We start from the raw sequence: 24,586 nt of genomic DNA on the forward strand, positions 1-24,586 counted from the left end.
CGGGATGCCGGCGTGCCGTGCGCGCCGTGGTGTCCCACTGCGGACAAATGCCCAGAAGCGGGCTTTTGCTGCCGAACGTAACATTCGACATATTTCGACCTGGAACTCACCCAAGCCATGGGGGTACCCATATGCCAGGCGCCATTTACGCCGAAGGGCTGGTGAAGACCTTCGGCGACGTGCGGGCACTGGACGGCGTCGACCTGGACGTTCCCGAAGGAACCGTCCTCGGCATGCTCGGCCCGAACGGTGCCGGCAAGACCACCGCCGTACGTGTCCTGACGACCCTGCTCCGACCCGACCGCGGCAAGGCGGAGGTTGCCGGGATCGACGTGCTCGCCCACCCCGACAAGGTACGCCGGTCCATCGGCCTCTCGGGCCAATTCGCCGCTGTGGACGAGTACTTGACCGGTCGGGAGAACCTGACGATGGTCGGGCAGCTCTACCAGATGAGCGGCCGGGACGCCAAGCGTCGGGCCGCCGAGCTGCTGGAACGCTTCCACCTCGGCGATGCGGCGGACCGTACCGCCAAGACCTACTCCGGCGGGATGCGCCGCCGCCTCGACCTCGCGGCCGCGCTGGTCGTCAGCCCGCCGGTGATGTTCATGGACGAGCCGACCACGGGCCTGGACCCGCGCAACCGCCAGGCGCTGTGGGACGTCATCCAGGAGCTCGTCGCGGGCGGCACGACCCTGCTGCTCACCACCCAGTACCTGGAGGAGGCCGACCGCCTCGCGCACGACATCTGCGTCGTCGACCACGGCAAGGTCATCGCCCGCGGCACCTCCGACCACCTCAAGGCGCGCACCGGCGGCGAGCGCGTCGAGGTCGTGGTGCACGCGCCCGAGCACCTCACCGTCGCCGACGAGGTGCTGCGCGGCTTCGCCAAGGGGGAGGGCACGGTCGAGCCGCACACCCGCAAGCTGACGATCCCGGTCGCCGGCGGCGCCAAGCTGCTCGCCGAGGTGATCCGCGAACTGGACGTCCGCGGTGTGGAGATCGACGACATCGGCCTGCGCCGCCCGACCCTCGACGACGTCTTCATCGCGCTGACCGGGCACGCCGCGGAGTCCGCGGACGGCGACGGCGACGGCGGCGGTGGCGGCGGAGGCGGTGACGCCGGTACGGAACGGACCGGGACCACGGGCGACGGTCGCCCGGCGAGCGCCGCCGGGCACCGGAAGGAGGGCGTGCAATGACCACGGCGAGTAGGGCGGGCACGGCGACCGGGGACGCCGGCGGCAGGCCGCTCGGACCCCCGCCGGCACGCGGCGGCCTCAGCCGGCTGGTGCGCGACTCCCTGGTCGTGGCCAAGCGGAACCTGATCCGGATGGTGCGGATTCCCGAGGTGGTGATCTTCGGGCTGATCCAGCCGATCATGTTCGTGGTGCTGTTCACCTACGTCTTCGGCGGCTCGATCAACATCCCCGGCGCCCCGGTGGGCGACGCCCAGGCGTACCGGGAGTTCCTGATGGCCGGCATCTTCGCCCAGACCGTCACGTTCGCCACGGCGGGCGCCGGCGCGGGGATCGCCGACGACATGCACAAGGGGCTCATCGACCGCTTCCGGTCGCTGCCGATGTCCCGGGGCGCGGTGCTCACCGGCCGGACCCTGGCCGACCTCGTGCAGACCGCGCTGACGCTGGTCGTGCTGGCGGTCGTCGCGGTGCTGATCGGCTGGCGCACCCACGAGAACCTCGCCGAGGTCCTGGCCGGCTTCGCCCTGCTGCTCCTGCTCGGCTACGCCTTCTCCTGGATCGGCGCGCTGATCGGCCTCTCGGTGCGCACGCCCGAGGCGGCCACCTCCGGCGGGCTGATCTGGCTCTTCCCGCTGACCTTCATCTCCAACGCGTTCGTGCCGGTCGACGGCATGCCGGCGTTCCTCCAGCACGTCGCGGAGTGGAACCCGTTCAGTGCGACGGTGGCCGCGGCCCGCGAGCTGTTCGGCAACACGATCGACCGGGTGCCCAAGTCGGTCACCGGCGCCTGGCCGATGGAGCACCCGGTGCTGGCCTCGGTGATCTGGTCGATCCTGATCATCGCGGTGTTCCGGACGCTGGCGGTCCGCAAGTACCGCTCGGCGACCGCCTGAGCGGAGTCGGCGGTCCCGGGGGGGCAGGGGCCCGGGAGGGCTCCCCACGCGGGGCAGGCCGTACACACGCGAAGCGGCCCGGAGCACGAGGCTCCGGGCCGCTTCGCGTGTGTCTGCGGGCGTCCCGCGGCTCAGCCGGTGTACGGCTTGGCGTCGAGGATCTTCACGCTGGCCTTCTTGCCGTTGGGGAGCTCGTACTCCGCATCGGCGCCGATCTTCTTGCCGTTCACGCCCGTGCCCAGCGGGGACTGCGGGGAGTAGGTCTCGATGTCCGAGCTCGCGTACTCCCGCGAGGCCAGGAGGAACGACAGCGTGTCGTCCGGGTCCCCGTCGAACGCGATGGTGACGACCATGCCGGGAGCGACGACGCCGTTGGCGGCGGGGGCCTCGCCGACCTTCGCGGACTGCAGCAGCTGGGTGAGCTGCCGGACCCGAAGCTCCTGCTTGCCCTGCTCTTCCTTGGCCGCGTGGTACCCGGCGTTCTCCTTCAGGTCACCTTCCTCGCGGGCCGCCTGGATCTTCTCGGTGATCTCGGCGCGTGCGGGACCAGACAGGTACTCCAGCTCGGCCTTGAGCTGGTCATACGCCTCCTGGGTCAGCCAGGTGACGTTCTCGCTGGTCTGGGTCACAGGTGCTCCTCGTCGGTACTGGGGATAAATCAAACGCCCTACCAGGAAGGTTTGCGCCTTCACGGGTGGGCGAAACCACGAGCCTAACAATTCCGGCACAAAACGGGGAAGAGGAAATTCACAGTGACCGCACAGGAACGCATCATCGCTGATCAGAGGCGGTCACGACACGCCATGCCGGAGTACGGCGCGCGAGGCACCCGAGGGGCGGACGGTGGCGGAGGGTAGCTGCGGCGGTACGGATGCACCCCGCGCGTACCTCGGCCCGCCCCTGGACGGGCAGGGATCCCGGGTCTACGACGCGCGACGACTCTACGAGGACGAGGATGCGGACGTGCAGCCGACCAGCACCGCGTTGGTCGCGCGCTTCGTCGTCCGTAGCGTGACCTCGGTGTCGACCTGGCTCGCGCGCTGGTCGACGGTGACGTCCTTGCGGCCGACCTCGGAACCGTCCGCCGCCTGCGAGCGCAGGGTGCACACGCCCTTGTCGCCGGCGCCCTTGACGACCTCCAGATGGACCTTGACGGCGTGGTCGGACACCGCGTCCCAGGTGATCACCCGGCCGCTGAGGTCCTGTCCGGAGATGTACGACACGCCGGCCCAGCCGACCACGCCCAGGAGCCCGGCGCCGAGCACCGCTCCGATGATCTTGAGCTTGCGGTCCGCGCGCTGGTCCGCGGAGCGGCCGTAGCGTCCGTCGGGGAGCCCTTCGCGCACCGCGGCCATCGATCCATCCTCCTGGTACGGGGACCTGGAGCCGGCTCGGGAACCCCCGGGGGGTCCCCGCCCCAGGGAATACAGCGCCCCCTCGCTTCGGTCACTATAGGAGGCATCTTCTCCGGCCCTTAACTGAGGATCGAGTCTTGACTGAGCAGCTGCGTTTGATGGCGGTGCACGCCCACCCCGACGACGAGTCGAGCAAGGGTGCGGCCACCATGGCCAAGTACGTGTCCGAGGGGGTGGACGTGCTGGTCGCCACCTGCACAGGCGGTGAGCGAGGCTCCATCCTCAACCCCAAGCTCCAGGGGGACCCGTACATCGAGGAGCACATCCACGAGGTGCGCAGGAAGGAGATGGACGAGGCCCGGGAGATCCTCGGCGTCAAGCAGGAGTGGCTGGGCTTCGTCGACTCCGGGCTGCCCGAGGGCGATCCGCTGCCGCCGCTCCCCGAGGGCTGCTTCGCCCTGCAGGACGTCGACGAGGCGGCCGGGCGGCTGGTCAAGCTGATCCGGGAGTTCAAGCCGCAGGTCATCACGACCTACGACGAGAACGGCGGCTACCCGCACCCGGACCACATCATGACGCACAAGATCACGATGGTGGCCTTCGAGGCGGCCGGCGACCCGGAGAAGTACCCGGAGGCCGGTGAGCCCTGGCAGCCGCAGAAGCTCTACTACAACCAGGGCTTCAACAAGCCGCGCACCATCGCGCTGCACGAGGCGCTGCTGGCCCGCGGCATGGAGTCGCCGTACGGCGAGTGGCTGGAGCGCTGGAAGCAGTTCGAGCGCCGCGAGCGCACGCTGACCACCTACATCCCGTGCGACGAGTTCTTCGAGATCCGCGACAAGGCGCTGATCGCGCACGCCACCCAGATCGACCCCGACGGCGGGTGGTTCCGGGTGCCGATGGACATCCAGCGCGAGGTCTGGCCGACGGAGGAGTACGAGCTCGCGAAGTCGCTCGTGGACACTTCCCTCCCCGAGGACGACCTCTTCGCGGGCATCCGCAACAATTGACCCCATGATGAGCGCGACCAGCACCCTCGCCCTGACGCACTTCGTCACCCTTGCCGACAGCTTCGACAAGGACAAGGTGACCCCCGGCGTCCTCGGCTTCATCGTCTTCGCGGTCATCGGCGGCGCCGTGTGGCTGCTGATGAAGTCCATGAACAAGCAGATGAAGAAGGTCAACTTCGAGGAGCAGCCGGAGGAGGGCGAGGCGGGCACCACCGCCTCCGCCGCCCCGGCCGCCGCGAAGCCGAAGACCGGCTGAGGACGGCCGAAGACCGGGTGCGGTCGACGGCCGGTCTCCTGGCAGCGACCGGCTGACCGCCCCGGCGGCTCGCCGGCCCGAGCGGCCGGCGAGCCGTTGCGTGTCGTCACGAGCTGCTCCGGCACGGCCGTGGGCCGTGGCCGGTGGTTGCTCGCGCGCCGGCGACACCGGAAGCCGGGGCCGCCGGTGGCCGTTCCCGGCGGGCCCGTCAGTCCCCGACCGACGGGCCGGTCAGGACGCCCATGACCTCGCGGGCGTGGCGGTCCGGGACCATGCCGAGCCGCCATGCCTGCCAGCCCGTTTCCGGCTCCACGCCGCGCTCCAGCAGGATGGCGAAGGCCTCCGCGCAGTCCTCCAGCTTCGCGTCGCGGGTCGGGTGCTTGTCCCGTATGAGCCGGTCCAGCTCTTCCTGCGCGACGGCCGCGCCCACCACGGAACCGCCCGCCGAGGCGAACGGCAGCAGCGTGCAGCGCAGGAAGCGCGCCCAGTCCTCGCCGCGTCGGTCGCCGTAGCCGGCGAACGTCCCGGCCGCCTCGTCGGCCAGCTCCAGCGCCTGGGCCGCCCGCCCGTTACCGGCGTCGATGATCACCAGCTCCAGGCAGGACCACGCCTCACCGTGCGGCACCCCGATCCGCGCGAAGTCCTTGCGGGCGTCCTGCAGCAGCTGCCGGGCGAAGCCGCTGTTGCGCAGCGAACCGGTCTGCTCGGCCCGTAGATCGCGGGTGACCCGCCCGGAGTGGTGCCGGGCGCAGGCCAGGCCGTAGCCGTCCTGCATGCGGCTGAACATCGTCCGCGAGCGCTCCAACTGCCGCAGTGCCGCGTCCCGTTCGCCGCGCTCCTCCAGCGCCTGCCCGAGGTAGTACATCGTCCACGCCTCACCACGGGCGTCCTCGTGCTGGTGGTGCAGCGGCAGCGCCTGCCGCAGCTGGTCGGCCGCCGGCCCCGGCTCGCCGGCCACCAGCCGGGCCCGGGCCAGCTGGGTCATCGCCCAGGCCGCGCCGCGCTCGTCCTGGGTACGGCCGTACAGCTCCAGCGCCGCGTGCAGCGCCTGCTCGGCCCGCGGCACCTCGCCCGTCCGCAGATACACCTGGCCGAGCTGGAAGTGCGCCCACGCCTGGCCGTGCACGCTCTCGCTCTCCTCGTGCAGCTCCAGGGATTCCCGCAGCATGGCGAGGGCCTCGGCGAGCTGCGCCCGGTCCCGCTCCACGGCCGCCAGGGCGTGCAGCGTCCAGGCGCGGTCGCCGTGCATGTCCGGGCCGGACTGCAGCTCCAGCGCCTCCCGGAGCTTGACCGCGGCCTCCTGGAGGTTGCCCTGCTGCTGGAGGGTGATGCCCAGATCGCGCAACGCCCGTGCGGCGCCCGCCGGATGCTGTGCCTCGAAGTAGAGATCCACCACCGACGACAGGGTCGTCCGCGCCTTGTCCAGCTCGCCGAGCTGCCGGGCCGCCACACCCGTACGCCACTGCACCGAGCGGACCAGCAGCCCCTGGCCGACGGCCCGGGTGAGCTCGCTCAGCTCCCCGAGGCGGTAGAGGTCACCGCGCAGCAGGCAGTAGTCGGCCAGCGCGCCCAGCAGGTGCGAGACCGCGGCCTGGTCGACGTCCTGATCGGCGTGGCGCAGCGCGGCCGTGATGAAGCTGGACTCGTCGTCCAGCCACTGCAGGGCCGCGTCCAGGGACGTGAAGCCGTGCGAACCGAAGCGGTCGGCGCGGGTCGAGGTACGGCCGTCGACCAGCCGGATGACCGAGTCGGCGAGCTCCGCATAGCCGCGGATCAGCCGCTCCTGGGCGGCGCCGCGCTCACCGGGCTCCTCCTCGTCCACCAGCCGGGCGTGCGCGAAGGCGTGCACCAGGGAGTGCAGGCGGTAGCGCTCGCCGCGGACGTGCTCGATGAGGCCGGCCCGGGCCAGGGCCGACAGCTGCCGTTCGGCCTCGGCGGTCTCGACGCCGAGCAGCGCCGCGGCGGCCGCCGCCCCCAGGCTGGCCCGGCCCACCAGCGCCAGCCGGCGCAGCAGCCGCCGGGCCGGCTCGGGGCGGTCGGCGTAGCCCAGCGCCAGCGCCCGCTCCACCGGCGGGGCCGGGGGACCGGCCGCCAGGGCGGTGGCCAGCTCGGCGGGGGTGCGCGCGCCGAGCGAGGAACCCGCCACCCGCAGCGCCAGCGGCAGGCCCCCGCACAGCCCGGAGATCTCGTCGAGCGCCCGGGCGTCGTACGGCTCCGCCGGGGCGTTTGCCGGCCGGGGCCGGGACTCCCGCGCGCCCGCACCGCCCGCGGTCCCCTCGCCGGCCGCCGCGGCGGCGCGCAGCAGCTCCTCGGTGCCCGCGGCGTCCAGCGGCCCCACCGGCAGGTGGTGCACCCACGCCTCCAGGTCCTCGGGAAGCTTCAACGGCTCCCGGGACGTCACCAGCACCAGGCTGTCGGACCGCTCGGGCACCAGCGTGCGCACCTGCTCCGGGTCCGCGGCGTCGTCCAGCAGGACCGTCACCGGCAGGCCCGTCAGATGCTGGTGGTACAGCTCGGTGAGCCGCTTGACGTGCTGCTCCTGGGAAGGACGCTCGCGGAACAGCAGCTGCTCGCGCGGCGCGCCGAGTCGGTTGAGCAGATGCAGCAGCGCGTCCCGGGTCGGCAGCGGCACCTCGCCCGGGGTGTCGCCGCGCAGATCCACCACACAGGCGCCGCGGAACTGGTCGCGCAGCTGATGGGTGGCCCGCACCGCCAGCGCCGTACGCCCCGATCCCGGCTCGCCGTGCAGCACCACCACCGTCGGCCGGGTCTCCGTGGACGCGCGGGCCGCCTGCACCCACTGCGCGATCCGGGCCAGCTCGGCCCGTCGTCCGGCGAACGGGCCGTCGGCCTGCGGAAGTTGGGAGAAGGAGTGCTCCAGCACGGACCGCTGCCGGGCCGCCGCGCTCCGGTCGGCGCCGCGCAGCTGCGGCCCCCGGGTGGTCTTCGTGGTCGTCGCGCCGTCCTTGGCGCCGCCGCTCCGGGCCGCCGCCGTCAGCATCCGCTGCTGGTCCAGGAACGGCCGGATGCCCCGCACCTCCAGCGCCGTCAGCCACTGCAGCCGCAGCTGCTCCGCACCGCCGGGCTGCCCCCGCCGCCCCGCCTCACGGTGCGCGGCCGGCCAGTGGCCCGCGGTCAGCTTCACGACCGTCGCCGCCGCACCCGCCACCAGCACCGCGGCCCCGACCCCCAGCGCCGCGCCCCCGCCCGAGCCGTACGCGAGGTCCGTGCCGAACGCCGCCACCGCCGCGACGCCGGTCGCGACCGCGGGCGTGCCCAGCTCCTTCGGCGCCAGCCGCCGCCCCAGCGACGGCCGGCCGGCGGCCGCCTCGTCCAGCGCCCGGACATAGGCGGTGTACTCCTCGGCGGCGCTGTCCGCCAGCCCGTCCAGCGCCGCCCGCGCTCTGCCGAGCAGCGCCGCCCCGTCCAGCCGCCCGCCCGAGCGGCGCACCTCCTCCTCGACGGCCCTGGTCAACAGGGCCTCCGCGTCCGCGCGATGGTCCTCGCGCAGCGCAGCCAGTGAGACCGGCATGACGTCCCCCTCCGCAGTTACCGCAGTCTCCGGCGTCGATCTTCGCCGTACGCACAGTGTTCCGCCTCCGCGCGGATTCCGGCAGGCCTGTGGATAACTCCCTTCGCTCCCGTCACGGCGGGCCTCGGTGGGAGAGGATGGAGCCATGCCGAACCGCCTGGCCCATGAGACTTCCCCGTATCTGCTCCAGCACGCCGACAACCCCGTCGACTGGTGGCCGTGGTCCGCCGAGGCGTTCGACGAGGCCCGCCGGCGCGGTGTACCGGTGCTGCTGAGCGTCGGCTACAGCTCCTGCCACTGGTGCCACGTCATGGCCCACGAGAGCTTCGAGGACGCGGACACCGCCGCGCTGCTCAACGAGCACTTCGTCGCGGTCAAAGTCGACCGCGAGGAGCGGCCGGACGTGGACGCGGTGTACATGGAGGCCGTGCAGGCCGCCACCGGCCAGGGCGGCTGGCCCATGACCGTCTTCCTCACCCCCGACGCCGAGCCGTTCTACTTCGGTACGTACTTCCCGCCCGAGCCGCGGCACGGCATGCCGTCGTTCGGGCAGATCCTCGAAGGGGTGCGGGCCGCCTGGTCCGACCGCCGGGACGAGGTCGGCGAGGTCGCCGGGCGGATCGTGGCCGACCTGGCCGGCCGTTCGCTGACCGAGTCGCTGCCCGCCGACCGGCGACCGCCCCGGCCCGAGGAGCTGCACACCGCCCTGATGGGCCTGACCCGCGACTTCGACGCGGTGCGCGGCGGATTCGGCGGAGCGCCCAAGTTCCCGCCGTCCATGGTGCTGGAGTTCCTGCTGCGCCACCACGCCCGCACCGGTTCGGCGGCGGCCCTGGAGATGGTGCAGGCGACCGGCGCGGCGATGGCCCGCGGCGGCATCTACGACCAGCTCGGCGGCGGCTTCGCGCGCTACGCGGTGGACGCCACCTGGACCGTGCCGCACTTCGAGAAGATGCTCTACGACAACGCCCTGCTGTGCCGGACCTACGCGCACCTGTGGCGGACCACCGGCTCGGACCTGGCCCGTCGGATCGCCGTGGAGACCGCCGACTTCATGGTCCGCGAACTCCGCACCGACCAGGGCGGCTTCGCCTCGGCCCTGGACGCGGACAGCGACGACGGCACGGGCCGGCACGTCGAGGGCGCCTACTACGTATGGACGCCGGAGCAACTGCGCGCCGTACTGGGGGAGAAGGACGCGGAGTTCGCCGCCACGTACTTCGGCGTCACCGAGGAGGGCACCTTCGAGGAGGGCGCCTCGGTGCTCCAACTCCCCGACACGGACGGGCCGGTCGACGCCGCGCGGGTGGCCTCCGTCAAGCAGCGGCTGCTGGCGGCGCGCGAGCAGCGGCCGCGCCCCGGCCGGGACGACAAGGTCGTCGCCGCCTGGAACGGCCTGGCCATCGCCGCGCTCGCCGAGACCGGCGCCTACTTCGACCGCCCCGATCTCGTCCAGGCCGCCACCGACGCCGCCGACCTGCTGGTCCGCGTCCACATGGACTGGCATGCCCGGCTGCACCGCACCTCCCGCGACGGGGTGCCCGGCGGCAACTCCGGGGTCCTGGAGGACTACGCCGATGTCGCCGAGGGCTTCCTCGCCCTCGCCTCGGTCACCGGCGAAGGCGTCTGGGTGGACTTCGCGGGCTTCCTGCTGGACACCGTGCTGCTCCAGTTCACCACCGAGGACGGCGCGCTCTACGACACCGCCGCCGACGCCGAGTCGCTGATCCGCCGCCCCCAGGACCCCACCGACAACGCGTCGCCTTCCGGGTGGACCGCGGCGGCCGGTGCGCTCCTGTCGTACGGGGCGCTGACCGGCAGCGACCTCCACCGGAGCGCGGCGGAACGCGCCCTGGGCATCGTCACGGCGCTCGGTGGCCGGGCCCCGCGCTTCATCGGCTGGGGGCTCGCGGTCGCCGAGGCGGCGCTGGACGGGCCGCGGGAGATCGCGGTCGTGGGCCCGCAGGGAGATCCGGCCACCGCCGCCCTGCACCGCGCCGCGCTGCTCGGCACGGCACCGGGCGCGGTCGTCGCACTGGGCACCCCCGGTACCGAGGAGGCCGACGCGATGCCGCTCCTCAAGGACCGCCCGCTCGTCGACGGCGCACCCGCCGCCTACGTGTGCCGCCACTTCACCTGCGAGCGGCCCACGACGGACCCGGAGGAGCTGGCGGAGCGCCTCCGGGGGTGACGGCAGGGGCCGGGGCCTCCCGGGGGCGGCCCCGGGCCCGGCCGTTCGGCGCACGCCCCGGGAACACCGTCCCAAGTCCTAGGACCAATGACCGGTTTGACCTTGACGTGCGCGTCAAGTTTTAGCCTCGGGTCATGACGAACCGCACATACCGCGAAGTCCGCCTGGCCGCCCGCCCCACGGGGCCGGTCACCGATGACCTCTTCGAGATCGTGGAGGTCCCGGTCCCCGAACCCGGGCCCGGCCAGGTGCTGGTCCGCAACACCCACATGGGCCTCGGCGCCGTGATGCGCAGCCTGATGGACGAGCACAACGACGTGCCCATCCCCTCCTACGAGGTCGGGGCGCCGCTGCACGGCCATGCGATCGGCGAGGTCGTGGCCGCCCCCGGTACCGACCTCAACCCCGGTGACCTGGTGGAACACCAACTCGGCTGGCGTGAGTACGCGCTGCTCGACGCCGACGCGGCGACCCGCCTCGACCCGGACCTGATGCCCGACCCCGCCGCGTACCTCTCCCAGGGGGCCACCGCCCTGATGGGCATCGAGCGCGGCGCCGAAGTACGGCCCGGCGACACGGTGTTCGTCACCGGCGCGGCCGGCGGCGTGGGCACCCTGGCCGGACAGGTCGCCCGCCAGTTCGGCGCGGCCCGGGTCATCGGCAGCACCGGGTCACAGCAGAAGGCCGACCGCCTGATCAAGGAACTGGGCTACGACGCGGTGGTCATCCGCGGTGCGGGCCCCATCGAGGAGCAGCTGCGCGAGGCGGCACCGGACGGCATCGACGCGGTCTTCGACAACGTCGGCGGCGAGCAGCTGGAGGCCGCCCTCGCCCTCGCCAACCGCGACGCCCGGGTCGCCATCGTGGGCGCCCTGGCCAGTCAGCTCTCCCAGGACGGCACGACCGTCAAGGTGGCGGTCGACAGCCTCTCGCTGCTCATCCGGAGCATCACCCTGCGCGGCATCGCCCTCTACAAGCACCTGGACCTGATCCCCCAGTGGAACCGGCGGTTCGCCGCGGGCCTCCGGGACGGCACCCTCACCTTCCCGCACGCCCGGCTGCAGGGCATCGAACAGGCACCCCGGGCGCTGCGCGAGCTCACCGAGGGCCGCCATCTGGGCGCGGTCGTCGTGGAGTTGTGAGGTCGGGGCAGCGGTCCGGGTGCGGGCCGGGGCCGTGGTCGTCGCCCAACCGGCCGTTGTCGGCGGCCGGTTGTAGCCTGCGGGCGTGACGACCTTGCTGGGGCACCGGTCCCTTGTCCAGGAGGCCGCGGCGCTGCGGTCCGGCGCGGACGATCCCGTCGACGCGGTGCGGCGCACCTGCGACCGCATCGACGCCGCCGATCCGCAGGTGCGGGCCTTCGTGCCCGAGGACGGGCGGCGTACGCGGCTCCTGGAGGCGGCGCGGGAGCTGGCGGCGGCCGGTCCGCCGGGCCCCGCCGGGCGGCCCGCGCTCCACGGCGTACCGGTCGGCATCAAGGACATCGTGCGGGTGGACGGCCTGCCCACCCGCGCCGGATCGGCCCTGCCGCCCGAGGTGCTGGCCGGTGCGCAGGCCGTCGTGGTGGACCGGCTGCGCGCGGCCGGCGCCCTGTGTGGCGGGCAAGACCGTTACCGCGGAGTTCGCCGTCACGGCCCCCGGCCCGACCCGCAACCCGCACCACCCCGCCCATACGCCCGGGGGTTCCAGCAGCGGTTCGGCGGCCGCGGTCGCCGCCGGCATGGTGCCGCTGGCCCTCGGGACGCAGACCGTCGGCTCGATGATCCGGCCCGCCGCCTACTGCGGCGTGGTCGGCTTCAAGCCCACGTACGGGCGGATACCGCTCGACGGCGTGATCCCCAACGCCCTCAGCTTCGACACCCTGGGGTGGTACGCCACGGACGTGGCGGGCGTCGCGCTGGCCGCCTCGGTGCTCCTCGACGGCTGGCGCGGCGGGCGCGGTGGCCCGGAACGTCCGGAGCAGGTCCCGGTCCCGGGCCGGCCCTCGCGCCCGGTGCTGGGCGTGCCGGTGGGCCCCTATCTGGAGCGCGCCGGTGAGGAGGCGCTGCGCGCCTTCAAGGAGCAGCGCGAGCTGTTGGGCGACGCCGGGTACGAGGTCCGCGAGGTCCCGGTGATGGACGATTTCGACGCGGTCGTGGAGCAGTTGTTCACGATGAACCGCTACGAGGTCGCCCGGGCCCACGCCGACTGGTTCGCGCGCTTCGGCGACCGCTACCGCGAGCAGACCACGGCGGCCATCCGGCAGGGGCAGGCGATCGGGGACGCCGCCTACGAAGCGGCCCGGACGCGCCGGGCCGCGTTCCGCGCCCGGCTCGCCGCCGCGTCGGCCGGGGCCGGCATCGACCTGTGGCTCGCCCCGGCGGCCACCGGCCCGGCACCCGCCGACCTCACCACCACCGGCACCTCGATCATGTGCCTGCCCTGGAGCAACGCCGGTCTGCCGTCCCTCAGTCTGCCCGCCGGACGGGCCGCCGACGGGCTGCCGCTGGGGCTCCAACTCGTCGCCGCCGAGGGCGCGGACGAGGCCCTGCTGGACGCGGCGACCGGCATCGAACGCGTCCTGAACGGGGCGGGTGGCGAGGGGGCGAGCGGGCGCTGAACGACAGGACGGGGGACCGCGAGGGAGCGGAGCACCGGGGGAGCCCGAGGGACGAGGGGCGGTGGGCCGCCCCGCCACGGGAGGCGCCGATGCGGATCGGGGACGCCGCGGCGGCCGCCGGGATGACACCAAGGGCACTGCGCTACTACGAACAGCAGGGCCTGGTGACGGCCCGGAGGACCCCTTCCGGGCACCGGGTCTACGACGCCGAGGACATCCGCCGGCTCCGGGCGGTCCGCGAACTGCGCGAGGCCGGGCTGACGGTGGGCGACGTACGGGCCTTCGCGCATCTGCTGCGCACCATGCCGCCCGAGGGCGTGCCCGCACTGATCCCCAAGGACCCGCGCGCGGAACGGTGTTCGACGGCGGAAGCGGTGGCCCGGCGCCGGCTCGCGGACCTGGACGACCGCATCGAGCGGCTCTCCCAACTACGGGCGCGGCTCGCGGCACGCCTGGGCGAGCCGGCGGACGGTCCGGGCGCCGCGCCGCCCCCGGAGGCCCCCGCCGCTACGACGTGAGCCCGCGCGCCAGCACGTCCATCGTCTGGTGGATCAGCCGGACCAGCTCCTCCAGACCGGGCGTCCCGCCTTCCCCGGGCGTCCCGCCTTCCCCGGGCGTCCCGGCCCCCGCCACCCAGGCCAGCATCGCCTCCTGGAGTGCGGCCAGGACGGCCGCGCTGACGACCCGTAGTTCCAGGTCGTCGGCCGGGCGGCCGGTGCGCTCGGCCAGGACGGCGCAGATCGTGGCGGTGTCCCGGGCGGTGTTCTCCGCCGTACGGCCGCGGATCGCGGGCACCTCGCGGACCAGCCGGATGCGCTGGACGAGGTCGGTGCGGTCCTCGGGGGAGAGGCGGTGCAGTGCCTCGACGGTGACCCGGCGGACGGACTCGACGATCGGCTCGTCCGCCGGCCGGGACCGCAGTCCGGTGGCCAGCACGGTGTCGTACTCGTCGGTGAGCACGAGGTCTTCCTTGGTGGGGAAGTAGCGGAAGACCGTGCTCGGCGAGACGTCGGCGGCCTCGGCGATCCGGTCGACGGGGGTGGCGTCGTAGCCCCGCTCCGCGAAGAGCCGGTATGCGGCCCGCCGGATCGCCTGCCGGGTCTTGACCTTCTTCCGTTCCCGCAGCCCGGGCTTCGGCGTTCCGGTCCGGGTGGCGGCGGTGCGTGCGGAGACCATGCACAGCATTCTCGGGCACCGGTCGTCCGGGGGGCCACGGTCGCGCCCGGGCCCGCGCCCCGGCCGAGCCGCCGCCGTTGTCAGTGGCGTCTGTCACGCTGTGAAGCAAGGGGATCCACGGAGCGTGAAACGCGGGCCGGGTGAGCTCCGTGAGCTTCGGGTGCTGCGTGGGGATCCGGTGTCTCAGGCGTGCGTGTAGGCCACCAGCGAGATGCCGACGTAGTGGACGGCGAAGGCGGCGAGCGTGAAGGAGTGGAAGACCTCGTGGAAGCCGAACCAGCGGGGAGAGGGGTTGGGACGCTTGATGCCGTAGATGACGCCGCCGGCGCTGTAGAGCAGGCCGCCGATGACGACGAGCACGAGGACGGCGACCCCGCCGGTGCGCAGGAAATCGGGGAGGAAGAAGACGGCGGCCCAGCCCATGGCGATGTAGCAGGGGGTGTAGAGCCAGCGGGGCGCGCCGACCCAGAAGACGCGGAAGATGATTCCGGCGAGCGCGGCCGCCCAGATCGCCCAGAGGAGCACCTGCCCGCGTGATCCGGGCACGAGCAGCATGGTGAAGGGGGTGTAGGTGCCGGCGATGATCAGGAAGATGTTGGCGTGATCGAGGCGGCGCAGTACGCGGTCCGCGCGCGGGCCCCAATCGCCGCGGTGGTAAAGGGCGCTGACGCCGAACAGCAGGCAGGCGGTCAGGGTGTAGATGGCGCAGGCCAGACGGCCGCGGGGGCTGTCGGCGAATGCGGTGAGGAACACCCCGGAGAGCAGGACGGCGGGGAACATCCCGGCGTGCAGCCAGCCGCGGAGTTTGGGTTTGAGCGGTGCGGCAGTGGCGGCGACCGCCGCGATCGCGGGGGACGCGGTGGCGGGCCGGTTCTCGGCGGCGTCGGGCGCGGAAGTCATGGCGCAATGCTAGCTACGCGACCGTAGGTTACCGGTTCGTCCACGAGTGGTGACGGTCACGAAGGTGCCCTCTGGACAGATCGGTATTCGGGTCGGATGATCAAATGAGTGCGGACGGCACCGGATGAGCGGTCACGAAGCATCCGGGTCGCGGCCCCCAAGGGGCAACAACCAAAAGAAGCGGATTTTCCCGGCACACCGGGCATATATCCGTCCACACCCTCATCTAGGAGCGATCGTGGCGCGCGACAACGCGGCTCCCACCGTCCCGACCCGTCACCAGGGACTCATTGCCTGGGTCGACGAAATTGCAGCGATCACCCAGCCCGACCGGGTCGTCTGGTGTGACGGCTCCGAGGCCGAGTACGAGCGGCTCGCGGAGGAGCTCGTCGCCAGGGGGACGTTCAAGAAGCTCGACCCGATCAAGCGCCCCAACTCGTACTACGCCGCCTCCGACCCCTCGGACGTGGCCCGTGTCGAGGACCGCACCTTCATCTGCTCCGAGAAGGAGGCGGACGCCGGCCCGACCAACCACTGGAAGGCCCCCGCCGAGATGCGGGAGATCTTCACCGGCGCGGGCGGCGAGGGCGGCATCTTCCGCGGTGCGATGAAGGGGCGGACGATGTACGTCGTTCCGTTCTGCATGGGCCCGCTGGGTTCGCCGCTGTCCGCCCTCGGCGTGGAGATCACCGACTCCGCGTACGTCGCGGTCTCCATGCGCACCATGACGCGCATGGGGCAGCCGGTCCTCGACGAGCTCGGTGAGGACGGCTTCTTCGTCAAGGCGGTGCACACCCTCGGCGCGCCGCTGGCGGAGGGCGAGGCCGACGTTCCGTGGCCGTGCAACTCCACCAAGTACATCTCGCACTTCCCCGAGGACCGCGAGATCTGGTCCTACGGCTCCGGCTACGGCGGCAACGCCCTGCTCGGCAAGAAGTGCTACGCGCTGCGCATCGCGTCGGTGATGGCCCGTGACGAGGGCTGGCTGGCCGAGCACATGCTGATCCTCAAGCTCACCCCGCCGCAGGGCGAGTCGAAGTACGTGGCCGCCGCCTTCCCGTCCGCCTGCGGCAAGACCAACCTCGCCATGCTGGAGCCCACGATCTCCGGCTGGACGGTCGAGACCATCGGCGACGACATCGCCTGGATGCGCTTCGGCGAGGACGGCCGCCTCTACGCGATCAACCCCGAGGCCGGCTTCTTCGGCGTCGCGCCCGGCACCGGCGAACACACCAACGCCAACGCCATGAAGACCCTGTGGGGCAACTCCGTCTTCACCAACGTCGCGCTGACCGACGACGGCGACGTGTGGTGGGAGGGCATGACCCAGGAGCAGCCCGAGCACCTCACGGACTGGAAGGGCAACGACTGGACCCCGGAGTCCGGGACGCCGGCCGCGCACCCCAACGCCCGGTTCACCGTCCCGGCCGGCCAGTGCCCGATCATCGCGCCCGAGTGGGAGGACCCGCGGGGCGTGCCGATCTCGGCCATCCTCTTCGGTGGCCGCCGGGCCAGCGCCGTACCGCTGGTGACCGAGTCGCTGAGCTGGCAGCACGGCGTCTTCCTCGGCGCGAACGTGGCGTCGGAGAAGACCGCCGCGGCCGAGGGCAAGGTCGGCGAGCTGCGCCGCGACCCGTTCGCCATGCTGCCGTTCTGCGGCTACAACATGGGCGACTACATGGCCCACTGGGTCGACGTGGCCAAGGACAAGGACCAGTCCAAGCTGCCGAAGATCTACTACGTCAACTGGTTCCGCAAGGACGACGCGGGCCGCTTCGTGTGGCCGGGCTTCGGCGAGAACAGCCGGGTGCTCAAGTGGATCGTGGAGCGGCTGGAGGGCAAGGCCGAGGGCGTGGAGACCCCCATCGGCGTGCTGCCCGCCAAGGGTTCGCTGGACACCGAGGGTCTCGACCTCAGCGACACCGACCTCGACTTCCTGCTCACCGTCGACAAGGACGTGTGGCGCGAGGAGGCGGCGCTGGTTCCCGAGCACCTCAACACCTTCGGTGACCACACGCCGAAGGAACTGTGGGACGAGTACCGCGCGTTGGTGCAGCGCCTCGGCTGACCGCCGCCGACGCTGACGCTGCCGCCGGGCATCCGGCCGGGGCCCCGCACCGAGGGTGTGGGGCCCCGGCCGTGTTCCCTGCGGAGCGCCGGGCCTGTGGTGACGGAGCGCGAGGCGGAGGCCGGCGCGGGCCGGTCGCCCGGGCGGGCCGGGGCCGATGGGCCGGTGGAGTGAACGGGCCGCGGCGGCCGGGTCGGGGAGCGGTGGCTCCTCAGGCCCTGCCTCAGGCGCTGGCCAGGTCCCGTACCGGCCCCGTGTGGGCCTCCATCCGCTCGGCCGCCAGGGCGATCACCGCGGTGTCGCCGCGGGACGTGGCGACCGCCAGGGCGTTGCCGGCCAGGGTGCGGGCGCGCTGCTGGAGCGCCGCCGCGCGGGACGGGCTGCCGGCGTCCGAGGGCTCGGCGCGCAGCGGGTAGTGGCCGCCGCTCAGCCGCGCGACCTGCTCGGCGATACGGTCGGCGGCCTCGGCCAGCGCGGCGGCGTCCGGGGCCGGTCCGGCGCCGGGGTCCCCGGCCGGGCGGGCGTCCTGGCGCCGGGCCAGGGCGTGCAGCTCGTCGGTGACGGTGAGCAGTGCGGTCAGCTGTCCGGCGAGCCGGATGTCCAGCTCCTCCTCGCGGGAGCGGTGCGGGATCTCCGGGGCGGCGGCCATGGTGTGGACCGACTTGGTGCGGATCGGTTCGTACATGGGACGGCCTCCTGAAAAATGTCCAGGAAGCCATCCTAGCTTAGACGCTGTCTAAAGTTGTGGGTCGTATAGAAGTCGGCCCGGCTCAGTACTGTCCGTAACCGTCGAGGAAGGTGCCGATCCGGGTCACCGCGTCCGCCAGATCGTCCTTGCTGGGCAGGGTGACCAGCCGGAAGTGGTCCGGCTCGGGCCAGTTGAAGCCGGTGCCGTGCACGATCATGATCTTCTCGGCGCGCAGCAGGTCCAGCACCATCTGCCGGTCGTCCTTGATCTTGTACACCTTGGGGTCCAGCCGCGGGAAGGCGTACAGCGCGCCCTTCGGCTTCACGCAGCTGACCCCGGGGATCTGCGTCAGCAGCTCGTACGCGGTGTCGCGCTGCTCCAGCAGTCGGCCGCCGGGCAGTACGAGGTCGTTGATCGACTGACGGCCGCCGAGCGCCGTGGCGACCGCGTGCTGGGCCGGCATGTTGGCGCACAGCCGCATGTTGGCGAGGATCGTCAGCCCCTCGATGTACGAGGAGGCGTGCGCCTTCGGGCCGCAGACCGCCAGCCAGCCGCTGCGGTAGCCGGCGACCCGGTACGCCTTGGACAGGCCGTTGAAGGTCAGGGTCAGCAGGTCCGGGGCGAGCGCGGCGAACGGGGTGTGGGTGACCCCGTCGAAGAGGATCTTGTCGTAGATCTCGTCGGCGCAGACGATCAGGTTGTGCCGCCGGGCGATCTCCGCGATGCCCTGGAGCAGCGTGTCGTCGTACACCGCGCCGGTCGGGTTGTTGGGGTTGATGACGACGATGGCCTTGGTGCGGTCGGTGATCTTGCGCTCGATGTCGGCCAGGTCGGGCATCCAGTCGGCCTGCTCGTCGCAGCGGTAGTGCACGGCGGTGCCGCCGGACAGCGAGACCGAGGCGGTCCACAGCGGGTAGTCCGGGGCCGGCACGAGCACCTCGTCGCCGTCGTCCAGCAGCGCCTGCATCGACATCTGGATCAGCTCGGAGACGCCGTTGCCCAGGTAGATGTCGTCGACCGAGAGCTCGATGCCCTTGGTCTGGTAGTGCTGCATCACCGCGCGGCGGGCGGACAGCAGGCCCTTCGCGTCGCCGTAGCCGTGCGCCGTCCCGACCGTGCGGAGGATGTCCTCCAGGATCTCGGGCGGGCACTCGAAGCCGAACGCCGCCGGGTTGCCGGTGTTCAGCTTGAGGATGCGGTGACCCGCTGCCTCCAGCCGCATGGCCTCCTCGAGCACCGGGCCACGGATTTCGTAGCAGACGTTGGCGAGCTTCGTTGACTGGATCACCTGCATGTCCGCCACCTTACGGGCGTGTTTCGCCGCCCGCCCGGTGTTTTTCCCCACGTTGATGAGCGCAGGGTGTGGGGTTCCTCACCATCGGTGACGGCGAAGGGTCCGGGTGTCGCGCCGGACGCCGCCGGCCGGCAGGGGCAGCCGGCCGGGGTGCTGCTGATTTCGCGGCGGGGTGCGCGGGCGCACGGCCGTCCCGGTACGCTCCGGGCGCATGCCCACCTCGGCCCCGTTACCTCCCGCCGCGGCCGCGCCGGCCGTCACCGCGCCCCCGTCGCACGGCCCGTTCGCGCTCCTCAACGACGAGCCGGTGGCCGAGCCCGGCGCGGATCTGCTCGGCGCCGGACGCGCCGCCCGCCAGCTCGCCGGCCTGCTCGTCGCCTCCCGCGGGTCCACCCCCTTCACCCTCGCCGTCGACGCCGGCTGGGGCATGGGCAAGAGCAGCCTGATGCGGCTGGTCGACGCGGACCTGGCGCACGCCCCCGACGTCCACACGGTCTGGTACAACGCCTGGACCTCGACCGGCGCCGACGCGCTGGAAGGGCTGATCAAGTCCGTCCTGATGCGCTTCGACCGACGGGTGCTGCGCCGCGGTCTGGCCCGGGTCAGCGAGCGGCGCGCCCTGCTGCGGGCGGCCCGGGCCCTGACCACCGTCGTCGCGGGACCGCTCGGGATGGCCGGCCTCGTCGACGAGCTGTGGAAGGGCCTGTCGGTCAACTCCCAGGCGCGCAACGAGATGCGCGGGGCGATCGGCGAGCTGGTGCAGGAATGGTCGCAGAACACCGAGTTCCGGCCGCGCCGGCTCCTGGTGGTCTTCATCGACGACCTCGACCGCTGCTCGGAGGAGACGGTGCTCGCGGTCTGCGAGGCGGTGAAGGTCTACCTGGACGTGCCCGGGCTGGCGTTCATGATCGGCTGCGACCGGTCGGCGCTGGGGCCCAACGGGCTGCTGCGCGATCTGTCGCCGGCCGGTTCGGCGTTCCTGGAGAAGATCTTCCAGACCAGCTACCGGATTCCGGCCCCCGACAACCACGGCGTCAAGGACTACATCCGGTGGTGCGCCCGGACCGCCGGCATCGAGCCGCTGCTCGACGACGCCCTGGTGGATCTGCTGGTCCAGCGCTCGGACCGCAACCCGCGCCGCATCAAACGCCTGGTCAACGGCTTCGTGCTGGAAGCGACCCTGAACCCGGTCTGGCGTGACTTCGGCCCCGACGCGGTGATCAGGACGCTGCTGCTGCAGTACTTCTATCCCGACTTCTACCGGATGATGACCGGCCCGTCCGGCACGGTGGACGGCGATGTGGTGGCCGAGTTCCGTACCTACCGCGAGGTGCGGCGCACGCTGCTGTCCGCGGCCGCGGTCCCGCCCCCGGACCACGAACTCACCAGGGTGCGGACCTTCCTCGCCTCGTACGACCTGCTGGCGCCGGCGCCGCTCGGGGAGTCGGGCGAGGCGGTGCTGACCGCGCTGGAGCGTCAACTCCCCACGGAATTCCCCACCTTGGTGATCAATCCGGCGTTCACCTCGCTGGTCGACGAGCTGACCGCCCGCCCGGACGCGGACCGGCTGCTGCAACGGCTGCGCGAGGGCCCGCAGGGTTCCGGCGACGAGCCGACCCGGATGTCCCAGGAGTGGGCCCCGATGTGGCAGAGCCTGCCGGACGGCCGCGCGGACGGCCACGGCATGGGCTTCGGCCCGCCGCTGGCCTGGTCGGGCGAGGAGCCGTACGCGGGGATGGGCGGCGCCGGGGGGCCGGGCCCGGGAGCGGTGCGGCAGCAGCCGCAGCCGGCGTCCGCGTACCCCCCGCAGGGCGGCTACCCGCAGGCTGTGCCGCAGTCGGGCTACCCGCGGTCGGTACCGCAGTCCGGCTACCCGCAGCCGGGGCAGCAGGGCGGTGGGTACCCGCAGCAGCCGCAATCCGCCTACCCGCAGCCGATGCCGCAGTCCGGATACGGGCAGCAGAGCCCGTACCTGCCACTGCCGCCGTTCCACGTCCTGTGGGTCGACGACCAGCCGGAGCGCAAGGCCGTGGTGCGCACGGTGCTGGAGGGTCTCGGGGCGCAGGTGACGCATGTGGAGAACAGCGTCGACGCCGTGCGGGCGCTCCGCACCCACACCCCCGACCTGCTGATCTCCGACATCAGCCGGGGGCGGGACCACACCGCGGGCTTCGTCATGGTGGAACGCCTCAAGGAGGACGGGCAGTACGACGGGCCGGTGGTCTTCTTCACCATCCGCCGGTCCCCGGACCGCGAGGAGCGCGCCACGACCCTGGGCGCCTCGCTCACCAACAACGAGCAGGAGCTGGGCGACCTGGTCCTGGCCGCCGTCCGGGAGCGGACCCGGTCCGAGGTGCCCCTATGGAGTGCGTCGCACCGCCCGCCCCGCCAGGACGTCCGTCCGGCGGCCGTCCTCGATGACGAAGCGCCCGTCGATCAGGACGTGCGGGATGCCGACGGGTAGCGTCCGCGGGGCCTCGAACGTCGAGCCCGCCGCCACCGTGTCCGGGTCGAAGAGGACCAGGTCGGCGCGGTAGCCCTCGCGGACGAGGCCGCGGTCGGGCAGCCGTAGCCGGGCCGCCGGACGGCCCGTCAGATGGGCCACGCACTCCTCCAGGGACAGCACCCCCAACTCGCGGGCGTAGTGGCCGAGGTAGTGCGGGAAGGTGCCGTACGCGCGCGGGTGCGGCTTGTCGCCCTGGAGGATCCCGTCGCTGCCGCCGGTGTGCACCGGGTGCTGCATGATCGCGCGGACGTTCTCCTCGTGCCCGACGTGCTGCAGGATCGTCGAGCCGAGGCGGTCGTCGAGGAGGAGGCGGCGGGCGGTGACCCAGGGGGCCTCGGCGCGCTCGGCGGCGGCCCGGGCGACCGTCTTGCCGACGCCGGAGGCGAGCGCGGGGTCGGCGACGCCGGAGATCTCGATGGTGTCCCACTCGATCGGTACGCCGTGGCAGCCGTCCGAGCCGAGCTCCTCGACGTGGTGGCGGATGCGCTCGGCGGTCTCGTCGTCGCGGAGCCGGGCGAGGGTGGCCTCCGGGCCGCCCTCGTTGGCCCAACTCGGCAGCATCGCCACGAGAGTCGTGGAGCCGGGGGTGTACGGGTAGGTGTCGAGGCTGATGTCCGCGCCCGCCGCGATCGCGTCGTCGAGGAGGGCGAGGAGGTCGGCGGCCCGGCCCTGGTTCACGCCGAAGTTCATGGTGGCGTGGGCGAGATGGAGGGCGCAGCCGGCGGTGCGCGCGAGGTCGACCATCTCCTCGTACGCGTCCAGGGCGCCCGCCCCGTAACTGCGGTGGTGGGGACAGTAGTAGCCGTCGTACGCGGCCACGACCCGGCACAGTTCGGTGAGTTCGGCGTCCTTGGCGTACATGCCGGGGGTGTAGGTGAGGCCGGACGACATGCCGACGGCGCCCTGTTCCAGGCCGTCGGCGACCAGGCGTTTCATGTGGTCGAGCTCGGCCGGGGTCGCGTCCCGGTCGTCCCAGCCGACCGCGTACATCCGGACCGTGCCCTGCGGGACGAGGTAGGCGGCGTTGACCGCGATGCCCTGTCCGTCGAAGCCGAGGTCCAGGCGGTCGAGGTACCCGCCGACCGTGCGCCAGTCGAAGTCGAGGGAGGTGTCCCCGGGGCCGCCGCCGTTCCAGCCGGTGACGGCCTGGCGGACCTGGGCGAGGGTGCGGTCGTCGACCGGTGCGTACGACAGGCCGTCCTGGCCGAGGACTTCGAGGGTGACGCCCTGGGCGGCCTTGGCCTCGTGCGCCGGGTCGCGCAGCAGCGCCAGGTCGCTGTGCGCGTGCATGTCGATGAAGCCGGGGGAGAGGGCGAGGCCGCCGGCGTCCAGGGTGCGGCGGGCGGTGGGGCGGCGGCCGCCGCCCGCGCGCACGACGGCGGCGATCCGGCCGCCGTCGAGCGCCACATCCGCCCGGTAGGAGGCCCCGCCGGTGCCGTCGAGGACGCGTACGTCGCGGATGACCAGGTCCATGGCGGGGCCTCTCGGCTCGGGCGGAAGCGGGGGGTCAGAAGAAGGTGCGGACGAAGTCGACGACCGTGCCGTCCCGTTCGACCAGCGGGATCAGCTGCCACTTGTCGAAGGACGTGCACGGGTGGGACAGGCCCAGCCCGACCCAGTCGCCGACCTCGACGTCCCCGGCGCGTTCCGTCGCCAGCCAGGCGTGCTGGTCGGACAGCCCGGTGACGGTGATCCCGTCCGCCGGCCGCTCGCTGCCGTCCCGGCCGGACCGCACGACCTGGGCCCGCGGCAGGTCCAGGTCGTGGGCCGCATCGCGCTTGCCCGCGTTGAGGAACGCCTGGCCGGGCGTGGGGCGGGAGACGACCTGCGCCCACAGCCGGAAGGCGGGCTGCAGATCGCCCTCGTCCGGGATGCGGTTGAAGGGGGTCAGCCGGCGGTAGTGGCCGTCGTCGTGCGAGACGTACGCGCCCGAGCGCAGCAGCTTGAGGACCGGTGCCGACAGGGCGGGGATCTCCTCGAAGACCTCGGCGACCGCGTCGAACCAGGCGCTGCCGCCGGCGCTGACGACGATCCGGTCCAGGTCGGCGAACCGGCCGGCCTTGTCGAACTCCACGGCCAGTGCCACCAGCCGGCGCAGCCAGGCGCGCACCCGCTCGCTGTCGGCGTCCGGCACCTCGCCCTCGTACCCGGCGACGCCCACCAGCCGGAGGGTGTCCACGCCCGCGATGGCGTCGGCGAGTTCGAGGCACTCGGCCTCGGTGCGGACGCCGGTGCGCGCGCCCTCGCCCGCGCCCAGTTCGATGACCACGTCGACCGGGCGGGTGGCGCCGGCCTCCCGCAGCGCGGCGTCCATCAGCGCGATGCCGGGCAGCGAGTCGACGTAGCAGACGAAGCGGAAGTCGGGGTCGGCGGCCAGCTCACCGGCCAGCCAGCGCAGCGCGGCGGCGTCCACCAGCTCGTTGGCCAGGAAGATCCGCTGGATGCCGTACGTGCGGTAGACCCGGGCCTGGTGCGGGACGGCCGCGGTGATGCCCCAGGCGCCGTGCTCCAGCTGGCGGGCGAAGAGCTGGGGGGCCATGCAGGTCTTGCCGTGCGGGGCGAAGGCCAGGCCGTGCCGGGTGGAGTAGGTCTCCAGGGCGGCCAGGTTGTGCTCGACGGCCTCCGCGGAGAGGGCCAGGACGGGGGTGGTGAACCCGCCGTCGAAGAGGTTGCGGCGCTCGGCGGCCAGCTCGCCGACGGTCAGTCCCTCGGCGTCCGGGGGAAGCCCCTTGAAGCGGTGATCGACACGTTCGTCCGCGAGTTCCGCAAGTCCCTGCGCGAGCCGCTCCCCCGTCATGGGGCCTCCTCAAAGATCATGTTGCATGCTCTGCAACGACCATTGCGCATATCGCTGACAGCTGTCTAACATCCGGGCCATCGCCCGGTCAATGGTGGGAAACACGGCGGGAAACCGCAGGA

Annotated in this window: 18 protein-coding genes and 1 pseudogene; 10 read left to right on the forward strand and 9 right to left on the reverse strand. The window is 72.8% G+C overall.

Annotated elements, in window-relative coordinates; translation table 11 throughout:
• Positions 1 to 131 precede the first annotated feature (131 nt).
• Together V2J85_RS30715 and V2J85_RS30720 are read left to right on the forward strand one after the other, a co-directional pair.
• The gene (locus tag V2J85_RS30715; RefSeq protein WP_261955968.1) at positions 132 to 1,199 is read left to right on the forward strand and encodes an ATP-binding cassette domain-containing protein; all 1,068 of its coding nucleotides are present in this window, start codon (positions 132 to 134) and stop codon (positions 1,197 to 1,199) included.
• The gene (locus V2J85_RS30720) at positions 1,196 to 2,092 is read left to right on the forward strand and encodes an ABC transporter permease (RefSeq protein WP_261955967.1); all 897 of its coding nucleotides are present in this window, start codon (positions 1,196 to 1,198) and stop codon (positions 2,090 to 2,092) included. The genes V2J85_RS30715 and V2J85_RS30720 overlap by 4 nt, the downstream gene beginning before the upstream one ends.
• A 131-nt stretch (positions 2,093 to 2,223) precedes the next feature.
• On the opposite strand, the gene greA is transcribed toward V2J85_RS30720, so the two are convergent.
• A complete protein-coding gene (gene greA, locus V2J85_RS30725; RefSeq protein ID WP_030414702.1) occupies positions 2,224 to 2,721 on the reverse strand; it encodes a transcription elongation factor GreA in 498 nt (165 codons plus the stop codon).
• Positions 2,722 to 3,033: 312 nt separating this feature from the next.
• On the reverse strand, positions 3,034 to 3,447 hold the full coding sequence (locus V2J85_RS30730) for a DUF4307 domain-containing protein (RefSeq protein WP_330823397.1): 414 nt from the start codon (positions 3,445 to 3,447) through the stop codon (positions 3,034 to 3,036).
• 137 nt (positions 3,448 to 3,584) lie between these two features.
• Between V2J85_RS30730 and mca the strand changes: the two genes are divergently transcribed.
• Together mca and V2J85_RS30740 are read left to right on the forward strand one after the other, a co-directional pair.
• The gene (mca, locus tag V2J85_RS30735) at positions 3,585 to 4,457 is read left to right on the forward strand and encodes a mycothiol conjugate amidase Mca (RefSeq protein ID WP_261955965.1); all 873 of its coding nucleotides are present in this window, start codon (positions 3,585 to 3,587) and stop codon (positions 4,455 to 4,457) included.
• A 4-nt stretch (positions 4,458 to 4,461) separates the two neighbouring features.
• Entirely contained in the window at positions 4,462 to 4,713 is a 252-nt protein-coding gene (locus V2J85_RS30740; protein WP_261955964.1) for an RAMP4 family protein, read from the forward strand.
• A gap of 208 nt (positions 4,714 to 4,921) precedes the next feature.
• On the opposite strand, the gene V2J85_RS30745 is transcribed toward V2J85_RS30740, so the two are convergent.
• Positions 4,922 to 8,245, reverse strand: coding sequence for a tetratricopeptide repeat protein (locus tag V2J85_RS30745; protein WP_330823398.1), 3,324 nt, complete (start codon positions 8,243 to 8,245; stop codon positions 4,922 to 4,924).
• A 145-nt stretch (positions 8,246 to 8,390) separates the two neighbouring features.
• Between V2J85_RS30745 and V2J85_RS30750 the strand changes: the two genes are divergently transcribed.
• From V2J85_RS30750 to V2J85_RS30765, 4 genes and pseudogenes are all read left to right on the forward strand, one after another.
• Positions 8,391 to 10,436: a thioredoxin domain-containing protein gene (locus V2J85_RS30750; RefSeq protein ID WP_330823399.1), complete on the forward strand. Its 2,046-nt coding sequence runs from the start codon at positions 8,391 to 8,393 to the stop codon at positions 10,434 to 10,436.
• 134 nt (positions 10,437 to 10,570) lie between these two features.
• Positions 10,571 to 11,578 (forward strand): MDR family NADP-dependent oxidoreductase, encoded by a 1,008-nt coding sequence (locus V2J85_RS30755; protein ID WP_261955961.1) that lies wholly within the window; start codon positions 10,571 to 10,573, stop codon positions 11,576 to 11,578.
• A gap of 85 nt (positions 11,579 to 11,663) precedes the next feature.
• Positions 11,664 to 13,035 (forward strand): annotated as a pseudogene (locus tag V2J85_RS30760) (amidase).
• Positions 13,036 to 13,124: 89 nt separating this feature from the next.
• Complete coding sequence (locus V2J85_RS30765) at positions 13,125 to 13,553, forward strand: MerR family transcriptional regulator (protein ID WP_261955959.1); 429 nt, start codon at positions 13,125 to 13,127, stop codon at positions 13,551 to 13,553.
• On the opposite strand, the gene V2J85_RS30770 is transcribed toward V2J85_RS30765, so the two are convergent.
• Both V2J85_RS30770 and trhA read right to left on the reverse strand, forming a co-directional pair.
• Positions 13,543 to 14,211 (reverse strand): TetR/AcrR family transcriptional regulator, encoded by a 669-nt coding sequence (locus tag V2J85_RS30770; protein ID WP_330823401.1) that lies wholly within the window; start codon positions 14,209 to 14,211, stop codon positions 13,543 to 13,545. The genes V2J85_RS30765 and V2J85_RS30770 overlap by 11 nt on opposite strands.
• Before the next feature lie 183 nt (positions 14,212 to 14,394).
• Complete coding sequence (gene trhA, locus V2J85_RS30775; protein ID WP_330823403.1) at positions 14,395 to 15,111, reverse strand: PAQR family membrane homeostasis protein TrhA; 717 nt, start codon at positions 15,109 to 15,111, stop codon at positions 14,395 to 14,397.
• A gap of 238 nt (positions 15,112 to 15,349) precedes the next feature.
• On the opposite strand from trhA, the gene V2J85_RS30780 reads away from it, so the two are divergent.
• Entirely contained in the window at positions 15,350 to 17,179 is a 1,830-nt protein-coding gene (locus V2J85_RS30780) for a phosphoenolpyruvate carboxykinase (GTP) (RefSeq protein ID WP_261955956.1), read from the forward strand.
• Positions 17,180 to 17,402: 223 nt separating this feature from the next.
• On the opposite strand, the gene V2J85_RS30785 is transcribed toward V2J85_RS30780, so the two are convergent.
• Both V2J85_RS30785 and V2J85_RS30790 read right to left on the reverse strand, forming a co-directional pair.
• Positions 17,403 to 17,864 (reverse strand): SCO4983 family protein, encoded by a 462-nt coding sequence (locus V2J85_RS30785; protein WP_330823404.1) that lies wholly within the window; start codon positions 17,862 to 17,864, stop codon positions 17,403 to 17,405.
• An 85-nt stretch (positions 17,865 to 17,949) separates the two neighbouring features.
• Positions 17,950 to 19,161 (reverse strand): pyridoxal phosphate-dependent aminotransferase, encoded by a 1,212-nt coding sequence (locus tag V2J85_RS30790; protein WP_261955954.1) that lies wholly within the window; start codon positions 19,159 to 19,161, stop codon positions 17,950 to 17,952.
• 211 nt (positions 19,162 to 19,372) lie between these two features.
• Here V2J85_RS30790 and V2J85_RS30795 point away from each other — a divergent pair, with 211 nt between their 5' ends.
• Positions 19,373 to 21,625 carry a P-loop NTPase fold protein gene (locus tag V2J85_RS30795; RefSeq protein WP_261955953.1) on the forward strand — a complete coding sequence of 751 codons (2,253 nt, stop codon included), beginning with the start codon at positions 19,373 to 19,375 and terminating at the stop codon, positions 21,623 to 21,625.
• On the opposite strand, the gene V2J85_RS30800 is transcribed toward V2J85_RS30795, so the two are convergent.
• Both V2J85_RS30800 and V2J85_RS30805 read right to left on the reverse strand, forming a co-directional pair.
• The gene (locus V2J85_RS30800; protein ID WP_261955952.1) at positions 21,521 to 23,140 is read right to left on the reverse strand and encodes an N-acyl-D-amino-acid deacylase family protein; all 1,620 of its coding nucleotides are present in this window, start codon (positions 23,138 to 23,140) and stop codon (positions 21,521 to 21,523) included. The two genes, V2J85_RS30795 and V2J85_RS30800, sit on opposite strands and share 105 nt — an antisense overlap.
• 34 nt (positions 23,141 to 23,174) lie before the next feature.
• Positions 23,175 to 24,464 carry an amino acid deaminase gene (locus V2J85_RS30805; RefSeq protein WP_330823406.1) on the reverse strand — a complete coding sequence of 430 codons (1,290 nt, stop codon included), beginning with the start codon at positions 24,462 to 24,464 and terminating at the stop codon, positions 23,175 to 23,177.
• Between the last annotated feature and the right edge of the window lie 122 nt (positions 24,465 to 24,586).

Source organism: Streptomyces bugieae (assembly GCF_036352915.1).
Classification (GTDB): Bacteria; Actinomycetota; Actinomycetes; order Streptomycetales; family Streptomycetaceae; genus Streptomyces; species Streptomyces endophytica.

What these genes read in the sequence shown, in the direction of transcription:
- V2J85_RS30795 (WP_261955953.1), top strand. Translation starts at nt 19,373, where the DNA reads ATGCCCACCTCGGCCCCGTTACCTCCCGCCGCGGCCGCGCCGGCCGTC.
- V2J85_RS30720 (WP_261955967.1), top strand. Translation starts at nt 1,196, where the DNA reads ATGACCACGGCGAGTAGGGCGGGCACGGCGACCGGGGACGCCGGCGGC.
- V2J85_RS30740 (WP_261955964.1), top strand. Translation starts at nt 4,462, where the DNA reads ATGATGAGCGCGACCAGCACCCTCGCCCTGACGCACTTCGTCACCCTT.
- V2J85_RS30745 (WP_330823398.1), bottom strand. Translation starts at nt 8,245, where the DNA reads ATGCCGGTCTCACTGGCTGCGCTGCGCGAGGACCATCGCGCGGACGCG.
- V2J85_RS30805 (WP_330823406.1), bottom strand. Translation starts at nt 24,464, where the DNA reads ATGACGGGGGAGCGGCTCGCGCAGGGACTTGCGGAACTCGCGGACGAA.
- V2J85_RS30715 (WP_261955968.1), top strand. Translation starts at nt 132, where the DNA reads ATGCCAGGCGCCATTTACGCCGAAGGGCTGGTGAAGACCTTCGGCGAC.
- V2J85_RS30785 (WP_330823404.1), bottom strand. Translation starts at nt 17,864, where the DNA reads ATGTACGAACCGATCCGCACCAAGTCGGTCCACACCATGGCCGCCGCC.
- trhA (WP_330823403.1), bottom strand. Translation starts at nt 15,111, where the DNA reads ATGACTTCCGCGCCCGACGCCGCCGAGAACCGGCCCGCCACCGCGTCC.
- V2J85_RS30800 (WP_261955952.1), bottom strand. Translation starts at nt 23,140, where the DNA reads ATGGACCTGGTCATCCGCGACGTACGCGTCCTCGACGGCACCGGCGGG.
- V2J85_RS30770 (WP_330823401.1), bottom strand. Translation starts at nt 14,211, where the DNA reads ATGGTCTCCGCACGCACCGCCGCCACCCGGACCGGAACGCCGAAGCCC.
- V2J85_RS30790 (WP_261955954.1), bottom strand. Translation starts at nt 19,161, where the DNA reads ATGCAGGTGATCCAGTCAACGAAGCTCGCCAACGTCTGCTACGAAATC.
- V2J85_RS30730 (WP_330823397.1), bottom strand. Translation starts at nt 3,447, where the DNA reads ATGGCCGCGGTGCGCGAAGGGCTCCCCGACGGACGCTACGGCCGCTCC.
- V2J85_RS30750 (WP_330823399.1), top strand. Translation starts at nt 8,391, where the DNA reads ATGCCGAACCGCCTGGCCCATGAGACTTCCCCGTATCTGCTCCAGCAC.
- V2J85_RS30755 (WP_261955961.1), top strand. Translation starts at nt 10,571, where the DNA reads ATGACGAACCGCACATACCGCGAAGTCCGCCTGGCCGCCCGCCCCACG.
- V2J85_RS30765 (WP_261955959.1), top strand. Translation starts at nt 13,125, where the DNA reads ATGCGGATCGGGGACGCCGCGGCGGCCGCCGGGATGACACCAAGGGCA.